Annotated in this window: 24 protein-coding genes; 6 read left to right on the forward strand and 18 right to left on the reverse strand. The window is 70.0% G+C overall.

The genetic code is table 11. The annotated features are described in order from the left end of the window. Positions 1-2 precede the first annotated feature (2 nt). The 6 genes from ACFP2V_RS05565 to ACFP2V_RS05590 all read right to left on the reverse strand — a co-directional run bounded on the left by ACFP2V_RS05565 (position 3) and on the right by ACFP2V_RS05590 (position 5593). Entirely contained in the window at positions 3-953 is a 951-nt protein-coding gene (locus ACFP2V_RS05565; RefSeq protein WP_381206287.1) for a thymidylate synthase, read from the reverse strand. Next, on the reverse strand, positions 950-2797 hold the full coding sequence (locus ACFP2V_RS05570; RefSeq protein ID WP_381206291.1) for a hypothetical protein: 1848 nt from the start codon (positions 2795-2797) through the stop codon (positions 950-952). The genes ACFP2V_RS05565 and ACFP2V_RS05570 overlap by 4 nt, the downstream gene beginning before the upstream one ends. Continuing rightward, entirely contained in the window at positions 2794-3489 is a 696-nt protein-coding gene (locus ACFP2V_RS05575; RefSeq protein ID WP_381206294.1) for an HAD family hydrolase, read from the reverse strand. Before ACFP2V_RS05575 ends, ACFP2V_RS05570 begins: the two co-directional genes overlap by 4 nt. 69 nt (positions 3490-3558) lie before the next feature. Further along, the gene (locus tag ACFP2V_RS05580; RefSeq protein ID WP_381206297.1) at positions 3559-4005 is read right to left on the reverse strand and encodes a DUF6082 family protein; all 447 of its coding nucleotides are present in this window, start codon (positions 4003-4005) and stop codon (positions 3559-3561) included. Between the two features lie 491 nt (positions 4006-4496). Continuing rightward, positions 4497-5117, reverse strand: coding sequence for a hypothetical protein (locus ACFP2V_RS05585; protein WP_381206301.1), 621 nt, complete (start codon positions 5115-5117; stop codon positions 4497-4499). After that, the gene (locus ACFP2V_RS05590) at positions 5075-5593 is read right to left on the reverse strand and encodes an ATP-binding protein (protein WP_381206306.1); all 519 of its coding nucleotides are present in this window, start codon (positions 5591-5593) and stop codon (positions 5075-5077) included. Before ACFP2V_RS05590 ends, ACFP2V_RS05585 begins: the two co-directional genes overlap by 43 nt. Before the next feature lie 131 nt (positions 5594-5724). Between ACFP2V_RS05590 and ACFP2V_RS05595 the strand changes: the two genes are divergently transcribed. After that, a complete protein-coding gene (locus tag ACFP2V_RS05595; RefSeq protein WP_381206309.1) occupies positions 5725-6972 on the forward strand; it encodes a helix-turn-helix domain-containing protein in 1248 nt (415 codons plus the stop codon). 50 nt (positions 6973-7022) lie between these two features. Here ACFP2V_RS05595 and cutA read toward each other — a convergent pair whose 3' ends face one another. Further along, entirely contained in the window at positions 7023-7349 is a 327-nt protein-coding gene (cutA, locus tag ACFP2V_RS05600; protein WP_381206312.1) for a divalent-cation tolerance protein CutA, read from the reverse strand. 185 nt (positions 7350-7534) lie between these two features. Then, entirely contained in the window at positions 7535-8767 is a 1233-nt protein-coding gene (locus ACFP2V_RS05605) for a hypothetical protein (RefSeq protein WP_381206315.1), read from the reverse strand. 544 nt (positions 8768-9311) lie between these two features. On the opposite strand from ACFP2V_RS05605, the gene ACFP2V_RS05610 reads away from it, so the two are divergent. After that, positions 9312-9578, forward strand: coding sequence for a helix-turn-helix transcriptional regulator (locus tag ACFP2V_RS05610; RefSeq protein ID WP_381206318.1), 267 nt, complete (start codon positions 9312-9314; stop codon positions 9576-9578). 121 nt (positions 9579-9699) lie between these two features. Next, positions 9700-11136 carry a tyrosine-type recombinase/integrase gene (locus ACFP2V_RS05615; protein ID WP_381206321.1) on the forward strand — a complete coding sequence of 479 codons (1437 nt, stop codon included), beginning with the start codon at positions 9700-9702 and terminating at the stop codon, positions 11134-11136. 364 nt (positions 11137-11500) lie between these two features. Here ACFP2V_RS05615 and ACFP2V_RS05620 read toward each other — a convergent pair whose 3' ends face one another. From ACFP2V_RS05620 to ACFP2V_RS05630, 3 genes are all read right to left on the reverse strand, one after another. Further along, positions 11501-11875, reverse strand: a complete 375-nt coding sequence (locus ACFP2V_RS05620; protein ID WP_381206324.1) for a type II toxin-antitoxin system VapC family toxin — start codon at positions 11873-11875, stop codon at positions 11501-11503. Then, positions 11875-12117 carry a type II toxin-antitoxin system Phd/YefM family antitoxin gene (locus ACFP2V_RS05625; protein ID WP_055606765.1) on the reverse strand — a complete coding sequence of 81 codons (243 nt, stop codon included), beginning with the start codon at positions 12115-12117 and terminating at the stop codon, positions 11875-11877. Before ACFP2V_RS05625 ends, ACFP2V_RS05620 begins: the two co-directional genes overlap by 1 nt. Positions 12118-12514: 397 nt before the next feature. Further along, on the reverse strand, positions 12515-12691 hold the full coding sequence (locus tag ACFP2V_RS05630) for a hypothetical protein (RefSeq protein ID WP_381206328.1): 177 nt from the start codon (positions 12689-12691) through the stop codon (positions 12515-12517). Positions 12692-12846: 155 nt separating this feature from the next. Between ACFP2V_RS05630 and ACFP2V_RS05635 the strand changes: the two genes are divergently transcribed. Both ACFP2V_RS05635 and ACFP2V_RS05640 read left to right on the forward strand, forming a co-directional pair. Then, positions 12847-13254 (forward strand): cold-shock protein, encoded by a 408-nt coding sequence (locus ACFP2V_RS05635; RefSeq protein WP_381206331.1) that lies wholly within the window; start codon positions 12847-12849, stop codon positions 13252-13254. Positions 13255-13823: 569 nt separating this feature from the next. Next, a complete protein-coding gene (locus ACFP2V_RS05640; RefSeq protein WP_381206334.1) occupies positions 13824-14381 on the forward strand; it encodes a glycoside hydrolase family 25 protein in 558 nt (185 codons plus the stop codon). Between the two features lie 118 nt (positions 14382-14499). Here the strand turns inward: ACFP2V_RS05640 and ACFP2V_RS05645 are convergent, their stop codons facing one another. The 4 genes from ACFP2V_RS05645 to ACFP2V_RS05660 form a co-directional block, all read right to left on the reverse strand. Next, on the reverse strand, positions 14500-15003 hold the full coding sequence (locus ACFP2V_RS05645; RefSeq protein ID WP_381206337.1) for an ATP-binding protein: 504 nt from the start codon (positions 15001-15003) through the stop codon (positions 14500-14502). Between the two features lie 273 nt (positions 15004-15276). Next, entirely contained in the window at positions 15277-16044 is a 768-nt protein-coding gene (locus ACFP2V_RS05650) for an enoyl-CoA hydratase/isomerase family protein (RefSeq protein ID WP_381206339.1), read from the reverse strand. Positions 16045-16260: 216 nt separating this feature from the next. Further along, a complete protein-coding gene (locus ACFP2V_RS05655) occupies positions 16261-17502 on the reverse strand; it encodes a L,D-transpeptidase (RefSeq protein ID WP_381206342.1) in 1242 nt (413 codons plus the stop codon). 200 nt (positions 17503-17702) lie between these two features. Then, positions 17703-18923: a L,D-transpeptidase gene (locus ACFP2V_RS05660; RefSeq protein WP_381206345.1), complete on the reverse strand. Its 1221-nt coding sequence runs from the start codon at positions 18921-18923 to the stop codon at positions 17703-17705. 321 nt (positions 18924-19244) lie between these two features. Between ACFP2V_RS05660 and glgX the strand changes: the two genes are divergently transcribed. Next, entirely contained in the window at positions 19245-21533 is a 2289-nt protein-coding gene (glgX, locus tag ACFP2V_RS05665) for a glycogen debranching protein GlgX (protein ID WP_381206348.1), read from the forward strand. A 30-nt stretch (positions 21534-21563) separates the two neighbouring features. Here glgX and ACFP2V_RS05670 read toward each other — a convergent pair whose 3' ends face one another. From ACFP2V_RS05670 to ACFP2V_RS05680, 3 genes are read right to left on the reverse strand one after another with little or no spacing between them, the layout of a single operon-like run. Then, positions 21564-22232, reverse strand: a complete 669-nt coding sequence (locus ACFP2V_RS05670) for a response regulator (RefSeq protein WP_381206352.1) — start codon at positions 22230-22232, stop codon at positions 21564-21566. Then, positions 22225-23490, reverse strand: coding sequence for a sensor histidine kinase (locus ACFP2V_RS05675; RefSeq protein WP_381206355.1), 1266 nt, complete (start codon positions 23488-23490; stop codon positions 22225-22227). The genes ACFP2V_RS05670 and ACFP2V_RS05675 overlap by 8 nt, the downstream gene beginning before the upstream one ends. A gap of 34 nt (positions 23491-23524) precedes the next feature. Next, positions 23525-24259: an ABC transporter permease gene (locus tag ACFP2V_RS05680; RefSeq protein ID WP_381206404.1), complete on the reverse strand. Its 735-nt coding sequence runs from the start codon at positions 24257-24259 to the stop codon at positions 23525-23527. Positions 24260-24273: the final 14 nt, after the last annotated feature.

Below are 24273 nucleotides of genomic sequence, written 5' to 3' on the forward strand. Positions count from 1 at the left end.
GGTCACCTTGCCCCGGCCGTCGCGGCGCGCTTGGCCGAGCGACGCTCCAGCTCTCCGTACCAGGCGGTGAGGGCCTGGCCAAGGGGCCCGTCGATCGTGTCGGCCGCCCGCCATGCCTGCTCGTGCTTGCCGTCCTTCCACAGCCGGTAGCTGCGCAGCGTCTCGGCCATCGCGTCCCAGCCGGGGTGGCCGGTCACGTCGCGGGCCTCGACCTGGTCGAGCAGGCCGGAGAATCCTGTCCAGGGCGTTCGCAGGTCGGGCATGATCTCGCTCGCCGAGAGCGAGGTCAGCGCGTCGGCCTGCTCGATGTGCTGGTCGTAGATGTGCAGCGAGCCGATGTGCAGGTGGAACTCGCCGAGTTCCGCGTCGAGCCATCCGGCGACCAGCTCGTGCAGCACGGTGTAGAAGAACACGTCGTACGGCATGCCGATCCATACGTCCTGGCCGCGCATCATGGTCGCCATGTGCAGGCGGCCGGCGCGCAGATGGAACCGGAACCCGAGGGTGCAGGGCACGTCCTTGTGCCCGGCGGCGTCCTGGGCCGGGTCGTAGAGCTGGATGAGAGCTCGCCGGGAGTCGGGGTCGGCCTGGAGGATCTCCACGACGCGGGCGAGTTGGTCGAGCTTGCCGGCCCAGTTCCGCATCCTCGGGCCGTACGCCCCCAGGAGGACGCCGTCGTCGGCGAACTGCCGCAGCCGGTTGTTGTAGTCGAAGATCCACGGGGCGTCGGATCCGGACAGGTGCCAGACCGTCTCGGCGACGGCGAAGGCCGGATTCACGATGCGGGCGGGCGGGGCGTAGAGCAGGCGGGCACGCGGCTGGGTGAGCAGCAGGTGCACGTCGCGGACTTCGTGGGTGGCCATGCCCCGGGGGCTGATCCTCTTGCCGGATCTGGCCAGCGTGACGGCGCCGGAGAACAGCTCGGCCATGCTGTCGGCCATGAGGTGTGTCATCGGACGGATGCTCCTTCGTCCTCGGGCGACGCAGTGGCCCCCGGGTTGTGGTGGGTGGATTCGCCGGCCCTCGGGCCGGAGGCGGCACGGTCGGTGATGAGCCGGGCGATCCGAGCGGCGCTGTCGCCGCGCCACCGGCACACCGCGTCGAGGGCCGCCTGCGGGATCGGCGTACGTGCCTCGCGCACGCCGGAGAGCGCTTCGGCGACGTCACCGGTGCCGTCGCACCGGGTCGCCAGTCCGTGACCGGCCAGGTCCAGCGTGCGTTCGCCCGGCGGGCCGATTTCGAGGACAGGGACGCCGAGCAGCGCGGCTTCGATACCGCATGTCGAGTACGCGCTCGCCAGGGCGTCAGCGCCTGCGAGGCAGCCTCGTGCTCCGACCCGGGGATCGGCCACCGCGACGGGCGGTCCGCCGTCCCGCTTCAGCAGAGCGGCGAAGGCGTCGGCTCCCTGCGCCGGGTGTGGAGCGATGACGAGCCCCCAGTCGCCGTCCGCCTTGGCGAGCCCGTCCAGGAGGAGGTCCGCGTGGGACTTGAGGTGATCGGGGCTGAAGGGCTGGCAGGCCCACACCGCGATTCGGGCGGGCGCGCGGCGGTCCCCCCGAGCCAGCAGCTTCTCCAGGTACCGCCGCTGTGCCTGGCGGCCCAGGCCGACGAGTACGTCGAAACGGGGCTGCCCGAGTACGTGCACCTCGGCGTCGGGGTGGCGCGCCCACGCTCGGCCCAGAGCGAGGTCCCGGTCGCCCATGACGATGATGTCGCGGCTGTGCAGGGCCGGCCAGGCAGCAGAATCCGCCGTCCACGCTCCGTGCTGGACGTGTACCGAGTTCGCGCCATGTCGCTCGGCGGCGTGAGCGGCCAGCACGCCCAGGGGACTGGTGTCGTTACTCAGGAGGACGGTGTGCGGCCTGGTGGTCGACAGCAGGTCGTCGAGCCAGCTCTCCGCTCGCACCAGGGTCCGCCACGACGGCTGGGTGCAGCCCCCGTTGGTCTCGACTAACACGGACAAGAGCCTTACAAGCCGCGCAAGTTGAATACCGTGGCCCCCTACCTGGACGACGTGCTCGTCGTCGGGCCGGTGGAGGCCCTCGGCGGTGCCGGAGCGGGTGAAGAGGTCGCTCGGAGCCGAGCGCAACTCGATGCCCGTGACCGATCCCGCGCTGCACCGCTCCGTGGGATCGGTGGCGAGATCGAGCAGGAGACTCTTCTGCCCGCCGCGCTCCAGTTCGGCGAGAACCGGGGTCAGCGTGGCAGCGTGGCGGGAGGTCCACGACAGCGCCAGAACGTCTTGTCGTCCGAGGTCCGAGGAGAGTGGACTCGACTCCGTGTTCGCCGTACCTGTCCGGGCGCGGTTGCGGAGCTGGGCGGAGCGGGTCGGGTTGTGCGGTGCCGCAGCCCCGAGCAGGTACGCGACGCCGGACCAGGTCACGGTGTAGGCCAGGTACTCACGCGAGCTGCTCGAACGCAGTCCCACGAGTCCCTCGTGTGGGGCCAGGGACAGGGGCCCTGGGGCCGAAGCGAACGGCGCCCATGCGTTCAGGGACAAGAGCTTGCGCACGATCTCGGCGACGAAGCGCCGCACGGGAACCTGCTGAACGTGGAGCCAGCCGGCTCCGCCCGGGGTGGAGGCCAGCGAGGCGCTGTAGCGGTCGAGGGCGGCCATGACGTCTTCAACACCGGCGCGCAGTACCTGCTTGTCGACCGCCGTTGCTTCCAGTTCCGCGGTGTGGACGTGGTCGGTTCGCGCGTGCGCCAGGGCGCCGCTTCCGACGAGAGCCCATGTCGGCTTCCCGGCGTAGGAGGAACGGACCAGGCCCAGGCCACCAGTCGTGCGGGGACTCACACCTTGCTCCCCTCGACGAGCTGCTTGGCGGGGAGGAGAAGGCGCAGCAGTTCCCTGGGCGAAGCGGCCGTCTCGGGGGCGGGAGCCGTCGGCTGCCCGTAGCCCCATCCAGCGTGCACATAGGCGACCCCGGCGCGGGCGGCGGACTCCTGGTCGACCGCCATGTCCCCCACGTAGACGGCGGCGGCGGGGTCGACTCCCAGATCGACCAGGGCCAGGAGGAGCGGATCCGGGGCCGGCTTCGTCCGGCCCGCTCCCGCGGGCGTGCGTATGGTTGCGAAGGGACACCCGAGGCGCGCGAGGAGCGGGGCCGCGCGGTCGACGTGCTTGGACGTCACCACGCCCAGCCGCCAGTCGGCGGCCACGAAGGCGTGGAGCGTCTCGACGATGCCGGTGAACTCCTGCGCGAGGTGCGCGGTGGCCCCGGACTCCGCCTCGTACGTCCGGCGGACTGCCTCGGCGTCGGTCACACCCAGTCGGTGCATGATGTCGCCGAACTCGCGGCCCAAATGGCGCTCGTAGTCGTGGAACGGGAGCGCGACGCCATGGATCTCTTGGACCCTCCGCCACGCCTTCCGCATCACCGGACGTGTGTCGAGCAGGACGCCGTCGAGGTCGAGGAGAAGAGCGCGCGACCTGTGGTCGCTCGGCGCGGCCGGAGCCGGTGGCGATTCGTGAGCGGGAACGGTCATGATCATCCTCTCGTCAGGGGTGGCCGTCGCGCCTCAGAGGGCCGAGGCCGGTTCGAGTTCCAACTCGGGCTACTGGGCCGGGCCGCCGGCCTCCTCGAACGCCGCGTCGAGCAACGCCACGTGCATGCGGTCACGCCGGCCTCGGGACTGCAGAGCACGCCCGCGGCGGGACAGCGCCCACGCCTTGAGGGCTGTCGGGTCCTGCATGAAGTTCTTCGCGTTCTGCCGCAACACGGCGGGGGTGAACACACCGAGGTTGAGGCCGGTACGCCAGAACTCGAGCCACCACTGACACATCAGAAGAGGACCCGATTCGTCGTCCTTGACGTGATCGGGATGGTTGCGCACCCGTATCGGATCCAAGTCCGGTTGAGTCGTCACGACTTCGAGCATGCGGCCGTGGGTCTGATGCGCCGCCAGCTCCAGGGACTGGCGGTGCTGCAGGTACCGCTGGGCGGTGTGTACCGCGGACGCGAGAGCGATAGTGGCGGCCAGAGCGAGAACGGGACGGTTCATTTGCGACCTTTGCTCGCGGGTAGATGTGGTGGTGCAGGGCGACCGGCGAGGGGCAGGGGCGACGGCTTCGGGGCAGCGGCGTACGCCGTCGCGCTCGCTTGAGGGCGGCCAGGCTGCGTCCGGCGGCCCGTCAGTCGAAGACGAGGCCGCTCCGCGCGGCGCGGCCGGCAGCCGGGAGAGCCGGTGGAAGCGAGCGAGGGCGAAGCCACCCCCCTGCACCTCGCCGGCGGGCACGGCGAAGAGGTCGAGTCCCTCTTCGCTGGGCGCCTTCGGGGCGGCCTCCCGAATAGCAAGGAGCGCTTCGCCCTGCTCGCGGTGCGGCAGAAGGCGCGGCGCCCGATCGGTGTCCCTCGAAAGTCATGGTCAGCCCTCGGTCAGAAGTATCTGAAGGTGATGGCGAGCGCGGCGCTCACGGTGGTGATGAGGAGGACCTGGGCGCTGATCTGCCTCCAGCCCCAGCCGTTCCTGTCCATCCAGCGAAGTGGACGCCTTCAAGTCGGCGCGATGGGCTCCTCGGAGATCACGAGGTGGAGAAACGCCCGGCAGTGCTCACCCAGGCGCCTGATCGCGACGTGGTACTCGTCATCATCGGAGCTGATGTTGTGCCGGTCGAGGACGATCACGCCCTCCGCCAAGCCGTCACGGAGCTGCCGCTCGGCTTCCCGCCAACCCGGGCGCTGCCACGGGGGCGTGTAGACGCCCCGGCTCGCACGGGAAGCGGGGAAGTACGTCGTGGTCACTGGGACGGCGACATCGTGGAGCCGAGCGCCGATCGCGTAACCCTGCTGCTCGGCCTCAGCCTGTAGCGTGCCCCAGTCCTCGTCGGGGTGGGCCCCCGGACTCGGTACCAGGCTGTACGCCAGCACGCGCAGCGGCTGATCATCCTTCCTGAGATCCTGCCTGTCGACGACCTGCCGGAAGAAGTGCTGGCGGAACGCACGGAGTTGGCCAGCCCGGTACTGGCGCTTCGCGGGGAGTGGTGTGCGGGGCCACCTCGGACGGTCCTTGCCGGCAGCCGCCGACCCGCCGGCCGTCTGCTTCTCACGACCCCGGCCGAGGGCAACAGGGCTCAGCACGTCGGGTCCGAGCTTGACTGCGTCGTGCGGCGACATGGGGGTGCCTCCGTAAGAGTGGGGATGACCGCGTAGGTAGTTCGGCCGCTGTCCGCGACGCCCCACCGAAGCGACAAGCAGGCGACGAGGTACAGCCCTCGACCACCGAGATCACTGGCACCAGCACGTCGTCGCCTGGCCGGCGCGGTGCTCTCGTCGGTGACCCAGATCCGAAGCTCGTGGTTGTCGTGCCGCAGTCGCAGGCGGACGTCCCCAGAGCCGTGGGTGATCGCGTTGGACACCAACTCCGAGACGACGAGTCGGGCGTCTTCTGCCAGAGCGTCCGGCAACGACCACTGCCTCAGCACGGTGACCGTGGTTCGTCGCGCCTGAGAGACGTGTACACCCGCCGGCTCCATGACCATCTCGAAGACGCGAGAGGTCAGCGGACACTCAGCAGGTGCGGTGCCGGCGACGCTGGTGCCGCCGCCATCACCCCCCGGTCGGGTTGGCGTTGCTGTCCGGTGCGTGGTCATGTGCCCATCGCACCGTGGCTTCGTGATCCGGAACAGGGGAAACCGGAGGGGGGAAATCTTTGTCAAGGGGGAAAAATCAGGGGGGAGTTGGGGAGAGGATTGGATTTCTCCCACCGATAGAGGTCAGACTCATGGCAGTGGATCCGTTTGCCGAGCTGCTCCGTCACCTGCGGCTGAACGCGGAGCGAACGCAGGACGAGCAGGCACATGCGATCAACGCCGCTTCCGGCCGGGCAACGATGACCCGCCGAGAGGTCGGTCGGTACGAAAAGGGCGCCAACGTCCCCACGGACCACACACTGGGGAACATCGCTTTGGCCTGCGGCGTCCCGCTGGAGCCGCTGCTGCGCGAGGCGAAAGCCGCCCGCGCCAGGCGGCGAGAGAGAAACAAGGCCGAAGGGGAGGACCTGGACGACGTGAAGCGCCGAACGTTACTGGGAGGCGCCGTCGTCGGCGCGGCTACGGCTGCTGAGCCGTGGGGCCGGCTCGCCCATGCACTCAGCAGGGGCTCCAAGATCGACCCTGTCTCGGCGGGCGTTCTCATTGATCATGCGGCCCGGCTGCATGTGGACGAGCTGAGCGAAAGCGCACGCAGCCTGCAGGCTCGGGTCGAGTCGCACCTGGACGCGATCACCGCAGCCCTTCCCCGCGCCGGCACCCATGAGCGAGCGCTGACCATCGCGGCGGGAGAAACCGCAGCTCTTGCCGGGTGGGTTGCCTGGGATCTTGGAGAGCACGACAAGGCCGCCGTCTATTACGGAGTGACCTCGGAGTGCGCAAAGAAGGCCGGGCACCCCCCTCTGCGCGCCCTGGCGCTGGGCTACGCGAGCTACGGCGCCCCGAACCCTACGAAGGCGCTGGAGATGCTGTCACAGGCAGCTCAGGACGTGCGCGGGCGCGGCAACGCAACCGCTGCAGCGTGGGCCCTGGGCCGGTACGCGGAGGAAGCCGCTCAGTCAGGGGATGACGCCGGCGCTCTCCGAGCCCTGGAACAGGCGAAGTTCGCTTACGACTTCGCCGACCATACGAGTGAGCAGGCGTGGGTCCGTTTCGTGACGCCGTACCGGATGGACTCCTTAACGCTCTCGGTGTACGGCGAACTCAAGCGTCAGGAGCTGACGGCCACAGCCGACTCCGCGGTCGAACGCCTCGGTGGGGAACTGCCCGACTCCGGAGTGGTCGTCCTCGGGGACCTGGCGTCGGCACTTCTGCGCGGCGGCGACGTGGACCGCGGGGCCTACGTCGCGCACCAGTTCGCAGCGGCAGCGGAGTCCAAGCCCAACACCATGGGACGTCAGCGGGCGCAGGCCATCGCTGCCGGGCTCCCTGACACGGAGCACGACCTGGCCAGCCACCTGCTGACGTTCGCGTCCTCGTGAACCGCCGCACCGTGCACGCTCGCCAAGGGCGAGGCGCTGGGCGGCGTGTCCTACTGCGGGTGCGTCTCGTCGACCACCCAGGCCAGGTATGCCTCTGACCCTCCGGTCACAGGCAGCGTGACCCACTGGGGGACGTCATACGGGTGCTTCTCGTGTACCCACGCTTCCAACGCTGGGAGGCGGTCCGACGACGTCATGTACGAGATTCGCCACTCCTGAGCCGCTTCGACCTTCCCCTTCCACCAGTAGAAGGCCGTGATAGGCGCATCGATGTGAACGCCCGCCGCCAGCTTGCTCTCAACAGCGCCTCTGGCGAGGGACTTCGCCTGCTCCTCGTCGTCACTGGTCGTCTGCGCGATCACGATCTCGTGGTCCATGCGGCTACCTCTCCAGCTCGGGTACCACGACCCTACCCAGATGTTCGACACTGGTAGGCGGGTTGGTTTCGCCCATGAGAGGTTCTGGTCCAACTTCTGTGGAGCTCCGTCGTGCGCTCTCGTTCTTGCTTTGGGTCAACGGACTGACCTGCTGGATCTTTTCGTGGTTGAGCCGGCTCGCTTGCTCACCGGTCTTCTTCCGGGGCTTCAGTACGCGATTCGATGCCCGCAATGGCGACTTCCTCGCGGTTGCTCAGGGAGAGGCCGCAGAAGGGGCAGGAGAAGGACTCGACCGTTCCAACGTCGACAACCCCGCCGGGGTGGATACACGACAGCTCCCACTCATTGCAGCGGCAGGGTACGGGGCTGAGGCTCCCGTACACGTTGCCGCCGTAACCGCAGGCCGGGCACTCACGCCACCACACATGGTCACCGCTTGCCCGGCTGCTGATCAGGCAGCCTCTTTGGTCGAGGTAGATCACCACGTCAACCAGGGGAATATCTCGGTTGCGATTCTGCACGTCGACGAGTCCCGCGATTACACCTGAAGCGATCATGACCTTGACCGTTACAGCGGTATGGGACCGCTGCATGACGCCGGGCTCGTCGTGGGAGGCCAGCGGCGCAGGGAGCGGGAGCACTCCGTACTCTACGAGCAGCCTCTCGGCGGCTTGTCCGGCTTGGGTTCCCTCGATCCGTAGCGCGGTGACCAGTGCAGCGTCCAGCGCACTGCGGGTGATGTCTCCTTCGAGCTCCCTGGACATTGTGGCCTCGTCCCAGGAAGCGGCCTCAATGCCTGTACTCAGGGCTACCGAGATCGCAGAGCGGGCACGCTCGCGCGCGGCGAGCGCAAGTTGTTGGGCGAAGGATTCCAGCAGGGGCCGTTTGGCCGGTCCTGAGGGGGCGGGCATTGAGGCAACCTGGCTCAGATCTGCAAAGACGCTCGCGTATTCGCCCCAGAAGTCTGCCGGGTCCAGGCCCAGCTCGGCACGCACAGACTCGACGACCTGGACACCTGTTTCGACGACCTTCCTGACGGCCATTTCATCGAAGTAGGCAGAGTGCGCGACGCCGTTGCGGGAGTCTGCGAACGGTCGAAAAGTCCGTTCATCCACTGGCATACGGCCGTGCATGAAGACGGCTGCAGTCTTGAAGGCTTCGAGGATGCCGATAGTCCTTGCCTCAGAGAGAGGCTTGACGCCATTCGCATCCCCATGCCCAAGGGAATGGAAACGGAAGGACTGATCGCCCTTCTCGGCAATCAACAGGGGGTTGTGACGGCATAGCAATGCTTTGAGGATGTGTTCGCATCCGACACCAGCGTGTAGGACAGCGAAGGCGTGGTTCTCTTGTCGCCACGAGTCCAGGGACGCGCGCAGGAACCGGCTCGCCATCTCGGTGAAAGTCTTCTCGTTCAAATTTTCCGTCTCCCTCAACCCGATCTTGACTCAGTGGTCGGGCTTTCGTCCAGCACGGGCCCTGTCGAGATTCCTAGGGGCAGCCCAAGTCGAGGGGCAGCGTCGTGCACGCTACGCTCCGGGCCTGCCGGCTTGATGTCTCCCGAACCGGCGTGGGAGGGCTACCGGTTCTCAGCTCCTTCCTCAACTCTCCGTGGTGACAGCTCGACGACCGCGAAAAAGCGCCGCTTCGACATCACTGTGATGGCCCAGCAGGTCGGCCGCGACCATCCGGCAGGTGTTGCCGAAGCGCAGCACCTGCCGGGCACTCACCCTGCTTGGCAAGTGCATAGCCAGTGGACCATCCGATCATCAGCGCTCTGTCCGAGATGCCGGAATCGATCACAGCCGGTAGGGCCAGTAGCTCGTAGCCCGTCAATCCTCGGATACGTGCTGGCGCTGCGGACCGCGACTGACGCCTCCTATCTCAAGAATCCGGTTCGTCCAACTCGCCCTTTCTCCGCAATCTCGTCCTGTCATCGCCCCACACGACAGGAGTCGACCCATGCCGGAGCCGCGCGGAGCATCCCGGACCACCTTCTTGAGCCTCCCCAGGGCTGCCGAGTACCTCGGTATCTCACCCAACACGTTGTACGTCTGGCGACACCGCCGACAGGGGCCTCCCAGCTTCCGCATGGGACGGCGCGTGATGTACCGGATCACGGCGCTCGACGACTGGGTCTGCGATCAGGAGCGAGCGGACTCCCGCTCCAACCGCGCCCTTGACCCGCTGAACCAGAAGCCGCAACGGCGCTCGAAGGCCGTGAAGTAGCGCGGTGGCTTACGCGGCCGTCCTCCCCCGAGAAGAAGTTCTCCGCACGGGGATTGGATCGTGCCGCAGATCGCGTTAGCACCGACCAGCTCATGATCACGCACCACTGGAGGGCCCCGTCATGGCGGGTTATATAGAAGACCGATGGCTTAAGAAGCGCCCCGACAAGCTGACCGGGAAGCGGGAGCGGACCGCGATCTACGGCACCGGGAAGCGCTACCGGGTGAAGGGGATTCCCGGCATCCAGGACCGGTCGTTCCACACGAGCGAGGACGCGAAGCAGTGGCTCGCCAGCGCCAAGACGGACTCCAGCCGTGGCGAGTTCGTCGACCCCCGCAAGGGGGAGATCCTTCTCGCCGACTACATCGTCGAGCACTGGTGGGCGGGCCGCTCCGACGAGCCCTCGACGGCGGACCCGATGCGCAGCCGCATCTGGAACCACATCATCCCGTTGGTGGGCGACTACGCTCTGCGTGAGATCGACGCCTCCGCTCTACGGACCTTCAAGGCAGGACTGCTCACGAGGGTCGAGGAGTCGACGGCAGAGGTGATCTGGGGGCACCTGTCCTCGATCCTCGGCAGTGCCGTCGACGACCAGCGTCTGCTGCGCAACCCGATGAAGGTGAAGAACAGCGTCAAGCCCCCACGAGCGATCGACAGCAAGGCCAAGGCGTGGTCACGTGAGGTCGTCGACGCCGTCCGCGCGAAGTTGCAAGACCGCTACCAGATCGCGGTCGATCTAGGCATCGGCCTCGGGCTGCGCCAAGGCGAGGCATTCGGTCTCGCCGAAGAGGACTTCGACTTCGCGGCTGGAGTCGTCCACGTCCGCCGCCAGCTCAGGTGGGACATCAAGGGGCGCCCCTACTTCTCGCTCCCCAAGGGGCGCAAGACACGCGAGGTCCCCCTGCCGGCCAATCTCGCACTCCGGGCCCGAGCTCACTTCCGCCGGTTCCCGTCGACTTCCTGCACGTTGCCCTGGCGGAACCCGGAGGCCCCGACCACCGCGCTCGAGGAGCGCCAGCGGAAGCCGATCACGGTCGACCTGGTCCTCACCTCGTCGCACGGCAACCGCATCTACTACCGCACCTGGAACGACCGCAGCTGGAAGCGTGCGCTCGCCGCCGCCGGGCTGATCGAGCCCGTGGGCGAGAAGGTGCGGCACGACGGCGACCGAATCCGCCGGGTCCCGCGCTATGCGGCCCCACGCGAGGACATGTTCCACGTCCTCCGCCACACTTACGCGAGCGTGCAGCTGGAGGCCGGCGAGTCGGTCGTCAGCCTGTCCAAGTGGCTCGGGCACTCGACACCGAAGGTCACGCTCGACCACTACGCTCACTTCATGCCCGGTGCGGGGCAGCGAGGGCTCGCCGCGATGGACGCCTGGCTACGGGACCCCTCCCGGCCGAAAGTCCCTGAGAAGTCCCTGCTGGCACGCAGGGCCACTCGGCTACCCTCGAACATGCAGGTCAAGGGCATAGTGCGACAGGGCGCCGACATGTCCGTCAAGTACAAGGAGACGGCGCGGGGCGGGCTGGCGGTGAACATCATCGAGTGCTGAGGGGACGGGGCGCGACCTGCGCGCTCGCGTCCTTCAGCGCTGTCGGGGGATTCCCTGTCAGCTTGGCGGAAGTCCCCGGAAGTCCCCGGAAGTCCCCGGAGGTCCCACGGCATGGGCATCCGGCCCGGGAGCCGTGGTCTCCTCGGTCACCGTTCCACCCGTCCTGACCGTCGGCCGCCGCCAGGATGTGCCGCATCGAGCCCCTGATCCCACTTCCGGCGTCCGCGGTGATACGCAGGCCGGGCCCGGTCGAAGTCGGCACGCCGGTACAGCCGGGCTCCCGCGCGTACGGTGTCGCCGACTGGTTGGTGGCAGGCGGCGGACGCGCCGCCGACGAGCAGCACGAAAGGAAGCGGGCCGTCCCTCACACGGGCATGACCTGCACGTCGTACTGCGGGATCCACTTGTCCCTCGTCATCAGGGTCATCCCTTCGGTCTGCGCTTGAGCGACCAGTATCCGGTCGAAGGGGTCCCGGTGATGCGCCGGAAGCCGGCCTGCCCGCACCCCGTGCCCAGCGGTGACGGGCAGGCCGGTGAACTGGCTGTCGCGTACCCGTTCGGCCAGGTCTTCCGGGCCTGCCAGTTTTCCGAGGGACTGTTTGATGGCGATCTCCCACGGCGATACGGCGCTGACGTACACCGCGGGCTCGGTATCGAGCAGGTCCTTGATCTCACCGGACAGCTCAGCGGAGTCGTCCAGCCACCACAGGACCACATGGGTGTCGAGCAGCAGTCGCATCAGCGCATCCCGAAGGCGTCGGCGATGTCGTCGGGCAGTTCATCGAAGTCGTCGGGGATGTGGATCCGCCCCCGGAGCGAGCCCCGGCCGGTCCGCTTCACCTTGGGGCGCAGCGGTACCACCTTGGCCACCGGCTCCCCGGCCTTACTGATCACGATCTCCTCACCGGTCGCGACCTGCTCCAGGATCCGCGAAAAGTGGGTCTTGGCTTCATGGACGTTGTACTGACGGGCTGCTTCCATGCCTGCCTCACGATACGGCCACCGGGTGGACTAAGTGCTGGACTAAGGATAGCTCCCAGAGGGGCACACCGCACTCATCGCGTTCCCGGCCCGGCGGTCACGCCGGCGTTGCCGGTTCACCGTTCCCAAGACCGGGCGGGGGTGAGTCCTGTTGCCGGGACTCACGCTCGGCCGCCTGCTCCGACGGCACCGGGCGCTCCCCCGCCGCCTCGAGGGCGCGGGAGGCGCCCCCGGGCCGCCCGCGTTCGCTCCGCGTCCAGGCGCGGCACGACCCGCGATCATGGTCCGACAGGGCTTGGGCGGCCCGACGACCGCAGCGGTCGCTCCGGTCATTACGGGGCGGCTCCCTCCGTTGCCCGATCGGATGTCCGAGGGCGCGTCAGTTGGAGCGGGGTGATCACCAGCAACTCGGCCACGAGGCGTCGAGGCCCGGGTACTCCGTCGTGACCACCAGGCTCTTTCCGACGTGCCCGGCGGCCGTGGCCGGATGACGGCTGACGTTGCCGGCCACGCCGGCGAACGCCCGCAGGGCCCCGGCGGCGCGGCGACCGCACACGGCCGTGAACCAGGTCATCGGGCGTCGAGCATGCGGCTCACCGCATGGCCGTGTCCGCACAAGGAGACGGCACACAGGTTGAGGACGGGGCGTCGCGGACGGCGTATGTTGTTCTGGCTGGTCGGGTTCTGGTCCGGGCATGGGGTCCGGTGTCCTGTCGGGGATTGGTGAACATGGTTGCTGGTCGTGTGGTGCGGTTCGACGCCGTACGGGGTTACGGGTTCATCGCTCCGGAGCACGGCGGGGAGGACGTCTTCCTCCACGTCAACGACGTGCGGATTCCGGAGCATCAGCTGCGTCCCGGGGTCACCGTGGAGTTCGAGATCGAGGAGGGCGACCGGGGGCTGAAGGCCTCGGGCGTGCGACTGGCCCAGGGGGCCGGCCCGGCGCCCTCCGCCGGGGCGGGCAGGCATCCGGACGGCGAGGACCCGCTGTGTGACGTGCTCACCGCCGAGGAGTACCTCCAGGAGGTCACGGAGGTCCTGCTGTCCGCCGCGCCGACGCTGACCGGCGAGCAGATCCTCCAGGCTCGCCGCGGGCTGCTGCAGTTCGGCAAGACCCACGGCTGGTGCGACGGGTGAGCCGGGGGCGGTGCGCGGGTCGGGGGGCAGGCGCAGCATCTCGGTGGGGAAGTAGGGGGACCACCGGTCAGGGCGTACGGGTCGGCCGCGGTGACGGTGGTGGGCGCGGGTGTGACAGCCGCAGCAGGAGCAGGCGGCGCTGCGGAGGGCCGACGTCGACCGGGCCCTCGGCGTCGCTCACCTCGAGCGGTCCCCGTACGCGAAAGGCGAGTTCGTTCGCGGCCCCATGACCCACCGAGACTCCCACCGGACCACACCCCCGACAGGTTCTGCTCAACACCCGGAGCCACCGCGCCCCGGGCATCGACGTGCGCCAATCCACCTCGTTCTTCGGGTAGTTCACTCGCGCCAGGCAACCAGCACATGACGGACAGAAGACATCGGAGGTGCTCCGGGAACCGGTGTGGCGTGCGAGGCCGGACCGCCGTTCCCCCACAACGGTGAGAAGTTGATGTGTGCACTACGTTCGCGGGCGTCCCGTGTCACGGTGGGGCAGTGATCTCACAAGAGGAATGATCCGTCCGACTCCTCCGATTCCCCTTCCCCCACCAGCACTTCAGGGAGATCTCATGTTGCGCGGCGTCGATGTGAGTTCGCACCAGTCCTCGTCCTACGACACGGACGGGCTGTCCTTCGCCTTCGTCAAGGCGACGGAGGGCAGTTCGTACGTCAACCCCAAGCTGTCCGCCCAGACGGAGCGGGCCCGCGAGGCCGGGCTGGTCGTCGGCTTCTACCACTTCCTGTGGCCGGGCGCCCTGACGGCGCAGGCGGAGTACTTTGTCTCCAAGGCCCCCGAGCGGCAGGGCGACATCCTCGCCGTCGACTGGGAGACGACCGGCGAGGGCACCCGCGCGAGCAACGCGGAGAAGGACAGGTTCCTCCGGAAGGTCAAGGAGCTGCGCCCGGACCACCGGGTGATCCTGTACTGCAACCGGGACTTCTGGCTGAACGTCGACACGACGTCCTACACGGGCGACGGGCTGTGGATAGCCGACTACGTCACGGCGGGCAAGCCCCGCATCAAGGCGAAGTGGCGCTTCCACCAGTACACCGACGATCCCGTGGACATCAACCTCGCAGCCTTCCCCGACCGCGCCGCCCTGAAGGAGTGGGCGGACGGCGCCTGAGGGGCCGGGGCGCCGGCCGCGCGGGCGGGCGCTCCGATGGTGAGCGGTTCGGTGCCGTCTCCGGTCATGGCCTCGAGCCTGTGCCTTCCGGTGGGGTGAGACCCGAGGCGTGACAGGCTCAGCGGTCGGTGATGCGCATGTCGAACCAGGTCGTCTTGCCCCGGGGCAGGAGGTCGACGCCCCAGCGGTCGGCGAGGGTGTCGACGAGGAAGAGGCCGCGGCCGCTGATGTCCAGTTCCTGGACCGGCATGAGGCAGGGCAGGCCGCGGGACGGGTCGCGGACTTCTACCCGGATCCAGCGGGGGCGGCGGCGCAGCCGGAGGCCGAAGACGCGGGCCCCGGTGTGGCGCACCGCGTTACCGACGAGCTCGGAGACGAGGAGGACGGCGTCCTCGGTGGTCGCCGCCCCGAGGCCCCAGTGGCGCAGGATCACGACCTGGGTGAGTCGGCGGGCGATGGCCGCGGACTCCGGACGGGACGGCAGGGGCACCTCGGCCTGTGACGGATCGCCGAACAACTCCAGCGCCTTCTGCGCGTGTTCGTCCTCGACCGTCGGCGACCAGCGCGACGCGGTCGCACGTCCGTCTCCCCGCGGCTGTTCCCTGCCATCCAGCCCCGCCATGCCCCCATCATGGACGTCCGGCGGAACGTCCGGGGCCGTTCCGCCGGAATGCGCCCCTCGCACGCCCCCACCACGGGGCAGTCCAATGGCATATGCCCCTGACGCTTCGGGGGTGCCGGTGACCCGTACGGCCTGCGGAAACGGTTCGCTGCGCGGCAATCGACAGGCTCCCTCGACACGGCAGGCTTAAGGGTGCGTTAAGGCTCCCATAAACCGCCCCATCGAGGGACCCGGATCAGACATCGCGTCAATTGCAAGCCTTCGGAGGGAGGTTCAGAGGAACTTCGCCTTGCCGGGGCCGTCCTCCACGAAGCTGCGCATCCCCCGCTCGCGGTCCTCGGTGGCGAACAGGCCCGCGAACCAGTTGCGCTCGACGGCGAGGCCGGTGTCGATGTCGGTCTCCAGACCGGTGTCGACCGCCTCCTTGGCCGCGCGCAGAGCGATCGCAGGACCCTTGGCGAGCTTCGCGGCCCATGCGTGCGCCTGCTCGTAGACCTCGGCGGCGGGCACCACACGGTCCACCAGGCCCAGCGCCAGCGCCTCGTCGGCCTTCACCTGACGGCCCGTGAAGATGAGGCCCTTCGCCCTGGACGGGCCGATGAGACGGGCCAGGCGCTGGGTGCCGCCGGCCCCCGGGATCAGACCGAGCAGGATCTCGGGCTGGCCCAGCTTGGCGTTCTCCCCGGCGATGCGGAAGTCCGCGCAGAGCGCGAGCTCGCAGCCGCCGCCGAGCGCGTAACCGGTCACCGCCGCCACCACCGGTTTGGGGATGCGGGCCACCGCCGTGAAGGAGTCCTGCAGGGCGCGGGCGCGCAGGACCATCGCGGTGTGGTCCATGGCCTGCATCTCCTTGATGTCCGCGCCCGCCGCGAACACCTTCTCACCGCCGAAGATCACCACGGCGCGCACGTCCTCGCGGCGCGTGATCTCCTCGGCGAGTTCCTTCAGCCGGTCCTGCGTGGCGACGTCCAGCGCGTTCATGGGAGGGCGGTCCAGGCGCAGCGTGCCGACGCCCTCGGCAACTTCGAGATGTACGGTCATGGCAGCAGGTTAACGGCGACTAACGGCAACCGGACCGGTGCCGTCGATCACACCCGGCCGGGAGCCTGGGGTCGCCCCCGGCCGGACACAGTACGGCGACCAACGCCGACGGCCCCGGTGCCGTACCTCACACCGGGGCCGTTGTACGCCGCATGCCGCACGTCGCACGTCGCACGGAGGGAACGTCCCCCGCGGGTCGCGCGGAGGGTCGTGCGGTTACTTCTTCCACTTCTCCCAGGACATGTTCCAGCCGTTGAGGCCGTTGTCCGGGGCGATGGTGGCGTCGTTGGAGTTCTTCACGACGACCACGTCGCCGATCATGGAGTTCGCGAAGAACCAGGAGCCCGGTGCCGTCTTGTCCCAGCCGCCGCGGGTGTCGCGCAGGCCGATGCAGCCATGGCTGGCGTTGTAGTTGCCGAAGGCGCCGCCGCCCCAGTAGTTGCCGTGGATGAAGGTGCCCGACGTACTCAGGCGCATGGCGTGCGGGACGTCCTTGATGTCGTACTCGCCGCCGAACCCGACCGTCTCGCCGTTCATCCGGGTGACCGCGAGCCGCTCGCTGATGACCATGTGGCCGTTCCACGTCTCGGTGCCGGGGGCGCCGGTGGTGACCGGGATCGTCTTGACGACCTTGCCGTCCCGCTCGACCTTCATGGTGAGCTTCTTGGCGTCGACGACGGAGACCTGGCTGCGGCCGATGGTGAAGGAGACGGTCTTGGTCTGCTCGCCGTAGACGCCGGGACGGCCCTCGACGCCGTCGAGGTCGAGGTCGACGGTGACCTTGGTGCCGGCCTTCCAGTACTTCTCGGGGCGGAAGTCGAGGCGGTCGTTGCCGAACCAGTGCCCCTCGACCTCGACGGCCGGCTCCGTCGTGATGCGGATGGCCTTCTCGACGTCCTCGGGGTGGGTGATGCCCCGGGTGAAGCGGAGCGAGAACGGCATTCCGACGCCGACCTTGGAGCCGTCCTCCGGGGTGAAGGTGCCGACGAAGGTGTTCTTCGGGGTCAGCGTGGTGAAACCGGAGTCCTCGGCGGCGGTGCGGCCGGCGGAGTCCTTGGCGACCGCGTGCACGGTGTACTTGGTGGAGGCGGCCAGATGGGTCGACGGCGTCCAGTGGGCGCCGTCGCCGGATATCTCCCCGTCGACCCTCTCGCCGTCCGGGTCCTTGACGACGACCTCGGTCAGCTTGCCCTTGGTCGCGTCGACCTTGAGCGCGCCGCTGGTCTTCACGGACTCGGCACCGTCCTTGGGCGCTATGCCTATGACCGCCTCGGACTGCTTGCTCTGTGCCGCGGTGGAGTCCTCGGCCTTGCCGTCGTCCGGGCCGGAGCCCGAGCCGGTCCCCCCGCCGCCGCACGCGGTGACCGCCAGCATCACCCCGAGTGCCAGCGCGGCGAGCTTCCTGCCGCCGCGCCTCCGCGCGTCAACCGACGCCCCCGATATCGGCCCCACGTTCACTTGTTTTCTCCCCTCGGCGGGCCTGGCCCGGCCCGCGCCCCGCACGCCCCTCGCGCGCCTCGGCGCATAGTAACCACAGGCCAGGAGGGTTGGACGCGGCCGGTGTGTCACCGTTCCGTTCCAAACTCCACCGGCCCACGGAGCACAACCTGGACGCCCTTTCGGCCATCCGCGCGTGAGGACGTTTCAGGGCGTCGGGTTCACTTCACGGCGCCGCCCTTCGTCCACTCCTCCCAGGACATGTTCCAGCCGCCGAGGCCGTTGTCCGGAGCGACCGTCCGGTCCTTGCTGTTGACCACCTCGACGACGTCGCCGACGAGACTGCGGTCGAAGAACCAGCCCGCCGGGGTGCCCGCGCCGCCGCCCTTCACATCGCGCAGGCCCACGCACCCGTGGCTGACGTTGATGTCGCCGAAGACATCCTCCTCGGCCCAGTAGTTGCCGTGCAGGAAGGTGCCGGAGTCGGTCAGGCGGATGGCGTGCGGGACGTCGGGGATGTCGTACTCTCCGCCGAAGCCGACCGTGCGGCTGTCCATCCGGGTGACCTCGAGCATCTCGGTGATCACCATCTTCCCGTTGTACGTGGGGGTCTTCGGCGCCCCGGCCGTGACCGGCACCGTGGCGAGCACCTCGCCGTCCCGTCGTACCTCCATGGTGTGCCGGGACGCGTCGACCACCGAGGCCTGGCCGCGGCCGACGGTGAAGGAGAACGTGCGGTGCTGGAGTCCGTAGAGGCCGGGTGCGCCCTCGACGTCCCGCAGGTTCAGTTCGACGGTGACCTCGGTGCCGGGCTTCCAGTACGTCTCGGGCCGGAAGTCGAGGCGTTCCTTGCCGAACCAGTGCGGGCGGATGTCGACGGCCGGGCGGGAGGTGACGCGGACGGCGCGTTCGACCGCCGCGCGGTGGACGATCTCGCGGTTGAACGCCAGGGAGACGATCATCCCCGTGCCGACGACGGAACGGTCCTCCGGGGCGACGTAGCCGATGAAGCGCTGCTCGGGGACGTATGTCGTGAAGGTGGTCCGGCGGGCCGAGCGGCGCCCGTCGTCGTCCAGGGCGACGGCGTCGACCGTGTACTTCGCGGCCAGCGCGAGCCGTTCGTCGTCGGGCTTCCAGGTCTGCCCGTCGGCGGAGATCCGGCCGGGGACCGGGGTCTCCCGTGCGTCCTGGGACCGGACGACCTCCACCGACTCCAGCCGGCCCTCGGACACCCACACCCGTAGCGCCCGGTCGGGGCGCACCTCCTTGCCGGCGTCGGCGGGCACGACCCGGATCACCTCCTCGGGCCCCGGGGGGCCGAACGCCCCTGCGATGGGGCCGTCCGAGGTACAGCCGACGGCCCCGGCCAGCAATCCTGCCCCTGTCATTGCGGCGGCCAGTGCGGCCCTCGCGCGCCGTGCGCGCCCTTGTACGTGGCTCACGCGCTACCCAACGACGGTGCCCACCGTGGGAAACGACCATGCGTCCCCCCGGGAACAAGTCGTCTCCGCCCGGCCATGTCCCCTGCGCCCCCAAAGGGACACGCGTGTGCGCCCCCGCCCGGGGGCAACGCGAGGGTGCGCCCCCGGGGAACGTCAGGGTGCACCCGGGGAAACGTGAGTGCGCGGCACGCTTTGGGCAGAACTGTGGAGAGGACGACGCGTCGGGGAGCCGCGGCCGGAGCCGAGGAACGCCCGGGGAACCGGGCGGCCGCACTCCCCTGCCCGCCGTCGTCCCATGATGAGCCGCGGGGAGGCTGACAGGTGTCCAGCGCAGCCGAGCAGGAGGCGGTGGCCGGGCAGGAGGCGGTGACCGGGGACCGGGTCACCGGCGACGGGCGCCCGGCCGTCGCCGTGAACGGCGTGCGGGCGGCTGCGCCTCCGCCGGAGGCGGTGCCGGTGTGGCCCGGCCCGGCCGCCCCGCTGGGTGCCCACGTCCGGACCGGCCCGGACGGGGCGGCGGGGACCGGTTTCGCACTGTGGGCGGGGGGCGCCGAGGGCGTCGAACTGTGCCTGTTCGACGAGCGCGGCGGGGAGAGCCGCGCCCGGCTCACCGAGCTGACGGACGGGGTCTGGCACGGCTTCGTACCGGGCGTCCTGCCCGGCACGCGCTACGGCTACCGGGTGCACGGCCGCTGGGATCCGTGGACCGGCGCCCGCTGGAATCCGGCGAAGCTGCTGCTCGACCCGTACGCCCGCGCGGTGGACGGCGACTACGGCACGTTCGGCCTGCCGCCCCAGGTGTACGGGCATGTCCGGGACTGGCCGGAGCAGCATGTCGCGGACACCGTGCGCGACGACCGGGACTCCGCCCCGTACGTCCCGAAAGGCGTCGTCGTCCACGATGACGACGACCGGGCCGACGACCGCCGGCCCGGGACGCCGTGGGCGGACACGGTCCTGTACGAACTGCACGTCAAGGGGTTCACGCAGCGGCACCCCGGCATCCCCGGGGAACTGCGCGGCACGTACGCGGGGCTGGCTCATCCTGCCGCGATCGAGCATCTGGTGCGGCTCGGGGTGACGGCCGTGGAACTGCTGCCGGTGCACCAGTTCGCGCACGAGGACCATCTGCTGCGGCGGGGGCTGCGCAACCACTGGGGCTACAACTCCGTCGGCTGGTTCGCCCCGCACGCGGGCTACGCGGCCTCGGGGACGGGCGGGCAGCAGGTCGGCGAGTTCAAGCGGATGGTGCGCGCGCTGCACGCGGCGGGCATCGAGGTCGTCCTCGACGTGGTGTACAACCACACCGCCGAGGCGAACGAACTGGGCCCCACCCTGTCCCTGAAGGGCATCGACAACCGCGGCCACTACCGGCTCCGGGCCGACGCCCGCCGGTACGCCGACCACACCGGCTGCGGCAACACCCTGGACGTCGTCCAGCCGCAGGCGCTGCGCCTGATCACGGACTCGCTGCGCTACTGGGTGACCGAGATGGGCGTCGACGGCTTCCGCTTCGACCTGGCAGCGGCGCTGGCCCGTACCGGGGAGGCGGACGACGTCGACATGCTCGCCCCGTTTCTCTCGGTGATCGCCCAGGACCCGGTGCTGCGCGGGGTGAAACTGATCGCCGAGCCGTGGGACGTGGGCCCCGGCGGCTACCGGGTGGGAGCGTTCCCGCCGCTGTGGTCGGAGTGGAACGACCGCTACCGCGACGCCGTACGGGACTTCTGGCGGCCCGGAGCGGCGGACCTGCGGGAGATCGGCTACCGGCTCTCCGGTTCGAGCGACCTCTACGACTGGGGCGGACGGCGCCCGTACGCCTCGGTCAACTTCGTCACCGCGCACGACGGGTTCACCCTGCGCGACCTCGTGTCGTACGAGCGCAAGCACAACGAGGCCAACGGCGAGGGCAACCGGGACGGCACGGACGACAACCGCTCCTGGAACTGCGGCGCCGAGGGGGAGACCGACGACCCGGGCGTCCTGGCCCTGCGGCGGCGGCAGCTGCGCAACCTGCTGGCCACGCTGTTGCTGTCCACGGGCGTGCCGATGCTGGTCGCCGGTGACGAGATGGGGCGCACCCAGTACGGCAACAACAACGCCTACTGCCAGGACAACGAGACCGGCTGGGTGGACTGGGAGCTGCTCGCGGAACCGGGCTGGCAGGCCCTGTTCGACCTCACGTCCCGGCTGATCGCCCTGCGCCGCCGCCATCCGGTGCTGCGCCGCCGGACCTTCTACTCCGGGCGTGCCCACGGCGGCGACGGGCTGCGCGACCTGGCCTGGTTCACCGCGCGGGGCACCGAGATGACCGAGGAGGACTGGTACGCGCCCACCGCCACCCTCGGCATGTACCTCTCCGGCCGGGACATCCCGGACCGGGACGAGCGCGGGGAACGTGTCCTCGACGACAGCTTCCTCGCGATCCTCCACGCCGGTGACGAACCGGCGGACGTCCTCCTTCCGGGCCCGCCATGGGCCCGGCGCTACGAGGTGGTCGTCGACACCGGCCGGGAGGACCAGGAGTCCCCGCCGGCCACGACCCACCCGGCGGACACGACGGTCACGGTGGGGGGACGAACGGTGCTGCTGATGCGGGCTGTCGGCTGACGCGGCACCGGCCGGGCACCGGACCGCCGCTCAGCCGGCGCCCGGCCGGCCGAGGATGCCGCGTTCGTAGGCGACCGCCACGGCCGCGGCGCGGTCCTTGACGCCGAGTTTGGCGTACAGGTGGGTGAGGTGGGTCTTCACGGTCGCCTCGCTGATGAAGAGTTCGCGGGCGATCTCGCGGTTGGAGGTACCCCGGGCGACCAGGGCGAGGACCTCGCGCTCCCGCGCGGACAGGGGTGCGGACAGCGGTTCGGCGGCGGGGGCGCGGACCGCGGAGACCAGGCGGGAGGCCACCGCCGGGGAGAGGACCGTGCGGCCCTCGGCGGCCGCCCGTACGGCCGTGAACAGTTCCTCACGCGGCGCGTCCTTCAGCAGATAGCCGGTCGCGCCCGCCTCGATCGCGGGCAGGGTGTCGGAGTCGGTGTCGTAGGTGGTGAGGACGAGCACCTTGGCCCGCGCGCCCCGACGGGTCAGCTCCCGGATGGCGTCCACGCCCGAACCGCCCGGCATGCGCAGGTCCATGAGGACGACGTCCGGGTCCAGGGCGGCGGCCCGCTCCAGCGCCTCGACGCCGTTCGCCGCCTCGCCGAGGACGCGGAAGCCGGGCGCGGACTCGAACATGCCGCGCAGGCCGTCCCGTACGACGGGATGGTCGTCGGCGATCAGGACCGAGACGGTCGGGGTGTCTGCGTCAGTCATGGCGCACCAACGGTACGCGAGCCGACACCGCCGTCCCGTGTCCGGGTTCGGACTCCACGGTGAGGGAGCCCGCGATGCGTTCGGCGCGGGCGCGCATGCCGTCGAGGCCGAAGCCGCCGCTGCCGGTGCGGGCGGGGCGCACGCGCGGGTCGAAGCCGCGGCCGTCGTCGCGGATGTCGAGGGTGACCTCGTCGCCGATGTAGGAGAGCGTGGCGCCGACCCGGGTGGCCACGGCATGCCGGGAGGCGTTGGACAGGGCCTCCTGGGCGATCCGCAGCAGCGTGGCCGCGACCTCCTCGTGCAGGGGCTCGGCGGTGCCGGTGACCGTGAAGTCGGCGCGGGCGCCGGTGCGTTCGCCCCATTCGGTGACCGTCTTCTCCAGGGCCTGCGGCAGCCCGTCACCGTCGAGGGCGACCGGGGCGAGGTTGTGCACGGAGCGGCGGGCCTCGCCGAGGCTCTCGCGGGCCAGGTCGGTGGCCCGGCCCGCGTGGACGCGGACCAGGTCGGGGTCCGTCGTGCCCGCCACCACCTGGAGCTGGGCGATGATGCCGGTGAGGCCCTGGGCGAGGGTGTCGTGGATCTCGGCGGCCAGCCGCCGGCGCTCGTCGGCGACGCCCGCCTCCCGTGCCTGGACGAGGAGTTGGGTGTGCAGGGCGGCGTTCTCGTCGAGGGCCTGCTGCAACGCGGCGTTGGTGCGCTCCAGTTCGGCGATGGTCTCGGTCTGCGTCCGGACGCGCTCCTCCTCCAGGTCGCCGAAGTGGGCGAAGAGGGCCACCAGCAGGGCGTTGACCAGGAGGATCGCACCGAAGAGCAGCCAGCCCAGGCCGTCGCCCGGCGGCAGCCCGCCCGACTGCGAGCCCGCCGCGGTCACCGCGGTGGCGATGAGGCCCGGCTTGACCAGGCGCCTGGGGAGCTGGTGGGCGGCGCCGAAGTAGCCGATGGCCGCGTAGAAGGCGAACAGGGGGTTCATCCAGGTGAGCACGAACCCGACGGCCCAGCGGGCGGTGTAGTAGCAGGCGCTCTCGGTGGTCGGTCCGGGACGTCGGTGTTCCGCCCTGCCCCAGGCCAGTTGGAGGACGACGGCCACGACGACCAGTACGCCGCTCAGCCGCCGCTCGGCGTCGGTCATGCCGATCGCGTCGGCGGCGGACAGCGAGAGTATGGTGCCGGCCGCGAGCAGGATGTACGGCCCCCAGCGGTGGAACACCGCCCACCGCCGCTCGACCATACCGTCCGCCGTCGTACCGTCCGTCGTCATGCCGTCATCCTCGTACGCGTTCGCACCCGCGCCCTCACTCCCAGCGGAACCAGCGCGCGGCGGCGGCCGTCAGCAGCACCGTCCAGGCCGCCAGGACGGCCAGGTGGATCCAGCCGGGCCAGTTGCCGGCGGCGGCCTGGTTCAGTGCTTCGGCGGCGGCGCCGAACGGGGTCCAGCCGACGATGTCGGCGAGCAGGTCCGGCATGGCCTGCACCGGCAGCCACACACCCGCGCAGAACATCGCCGGGAACAGCGCGGCGGAGCCCACCGCTCCCGCGATCTTCGCCGTGCGGGACAGCGCGGAGAGCACGGCGCCCAGGGCGAGGGCGGCGGCCACGGCCAGGAGCAGCGCGAGGAGGTAGCCGAAGGGCTGGCGCGGCAGCGGTACGTCGAAGGCGATCCGGCCGACGGCGAGCGAGAGCAGCGCCGAGAGCAGGGCGGCCCCGCCGTACACCAGCATCTGCGCGCCGAGCAGCGCGGTGGCCCGTACGGGGGTGGTGGCCATCCGGCGCAGGATGCCGTGCTCGCGGTAGGCGGTGAGGGTCTGCGGCATGCCCTGCACCCCGCCGACGATCAGCCCGAGCAGCACGGCGACCGGGACGTACGCGTCCACCGGGCGCAGTCCTCCGAAGGACGGGTCGGCCTCGCGGAAGGAGGGGATGGAGCCGAGGATCGCCAGCAGGAGGGTGGGGAACAGCAGGACCCAGAAGATTCCACCGGGTTCACGGCGGAAGAGACGGATCTCGGTCCGCAGGACGGCGGCGTTCAGGACGGCGGCGCGGG

The organism is Streptomyces incanus (assembly GCF_042656345.1).
Classification (GTDB): Bacteria; Actinomycetota; Actinomycetes; order Streptomycetales; family Streptomycetaceae; genus Streptomyces; species Streptomyces incanus.

Excerpts from the sequence above, each read along its gene's own strand:
- ACFP2V_RS05565 (WP_381206287.1), bottom strand. The coding sequence starts at position 953 with ATGACACACCTCATGGCCGACAGCATGGCCGAGCTGTTCTCCGGCGCC.
- ACFP2V_RS05575 (WP_381206294.1), bottom strand. The coding sequence starts at position 3,489 with ATGACCGTTCCCGCTCACGAATCGCCACCGGCTCCGGCCGCGCCGAGC.
- ACFP2V_RS05580 (WP_381206297.1), bottom strand. The coding sequence starts at position 4,005 with ATGAACCGTCCCGTTCTCGCTCTGGCCGCCACTATCGCTCTCGCGTCC.
- ACFP2V_RS05585 (WP_381206301.1), bottom strand. The coding sequence starts at position 5,117 with ATGTCGCCGCACGACGCAGTCAAGCTCGGACCCGACGTGCTGAGCCCT.
- ACFP2V_RS05590 (WP_381206306.1), bottom strand. The coding sequence starts at position 5,593 with ATGACCACGCACCGGACAGCAACGCCAACCCGACCGGGGGGTGATGGC.
- ACFP2V_RS05595 (WP_381206309.1), top strand. The coding sequence starts at position 5,725 with ATGGCAGTGGATCCGTTTGCCGAGCTGCTCCGTCACCTGCGGCTGAAC.
- cutA (WP_381206312.1), bottom strand. The coding sequence starts at position 7,349 with ATGGACCACGAGATCGTGATCGCGCAGACGACCAGTGACGACGAGGAG.
- ACFP2V_RS05610 (WP_381206318.1), top strand. The coding sequence starts at position 9,312 with ATGCCGGAGCCGCGCGGAGCATCCCGGACCACCTTCTTGAGCCTCCCC.
- ACFP2V_RS05615 (WP_381206321.1), top strand. The coding sequence starts at position 9,700 with ATGGCGGGTTATATAGAAGACCGATGGCTTAAGAAGCGCCCCGACAAG.
- ACFP2V_RS05620 (WP_381206324.1), bottom strand. The coding sequence starts at position 11,875 with ATGCGACTGCTGCTCGACACCCATGTGGTCCTGTGGTGGCTGGACGAC.
- ACFP2V_RS05625 (WP_055606765.1), bottom strand. The coding sequence starts at position 12,117 with ATGGAAGCAGCCCGTCAGTACAACGTCCATGAAGCCAAGACCCACTTT.
- ACFP2V_RS05630 (WP_381206328.1), bottom strand. The coding sequence starts at position 12,691 with ATGACCTGGTTCACGGCCGTGTGCGGTCGCCGCGCCGCCGGGGCCCTG.
- ACFP2V_RS05635 (WP_381206331.1), top strand. The coding sequence starts at position 12,847 with ATGGTTGCTGGTCGTGTGGTGCGGTTCGACGCCGTACGGGGTTACGGG.
- ACFP2V_RS05640 (WP_381206334.1), top strand. The coding sequence starts at position 13,824 with ATGTTGCGCGGCGTCGATGTGAGTTCGCACCAGTCCTCGTCCTACGAC.
- ACFP2V_RS05645 (WP_381206337.1), bottom strand. The coding sequence starts at position 15,003 with ATGGCGGGGCTGGATGGCAGGGAACAGCCGCGGGGAGACGGACGTGCG.
- ACFP2V_RS05650 (WP_381206339.1), bottom strand. The coding sequence starts at position 16,044 with ATGACCGTACATCTCGAAGTTGCCGAGGGCGTCGGCACGCTGCGCCTG.
- ACFP2V_RS05670 (WP_381206352.1), bottom strand. The coding sequence starts at position 22,232 with ATGACTGACGCAGACACCCCGACCGTCTCGGTCCTGATCGCCGACGAC.
- ACFP2V_RS05675 (WP_381206355.1), bottom strand. The coding sequence starts at position 23,490 with ATGACGACGGACGGTACGACGGCGGACGGTATGGTCGAGCGGCGGTGG.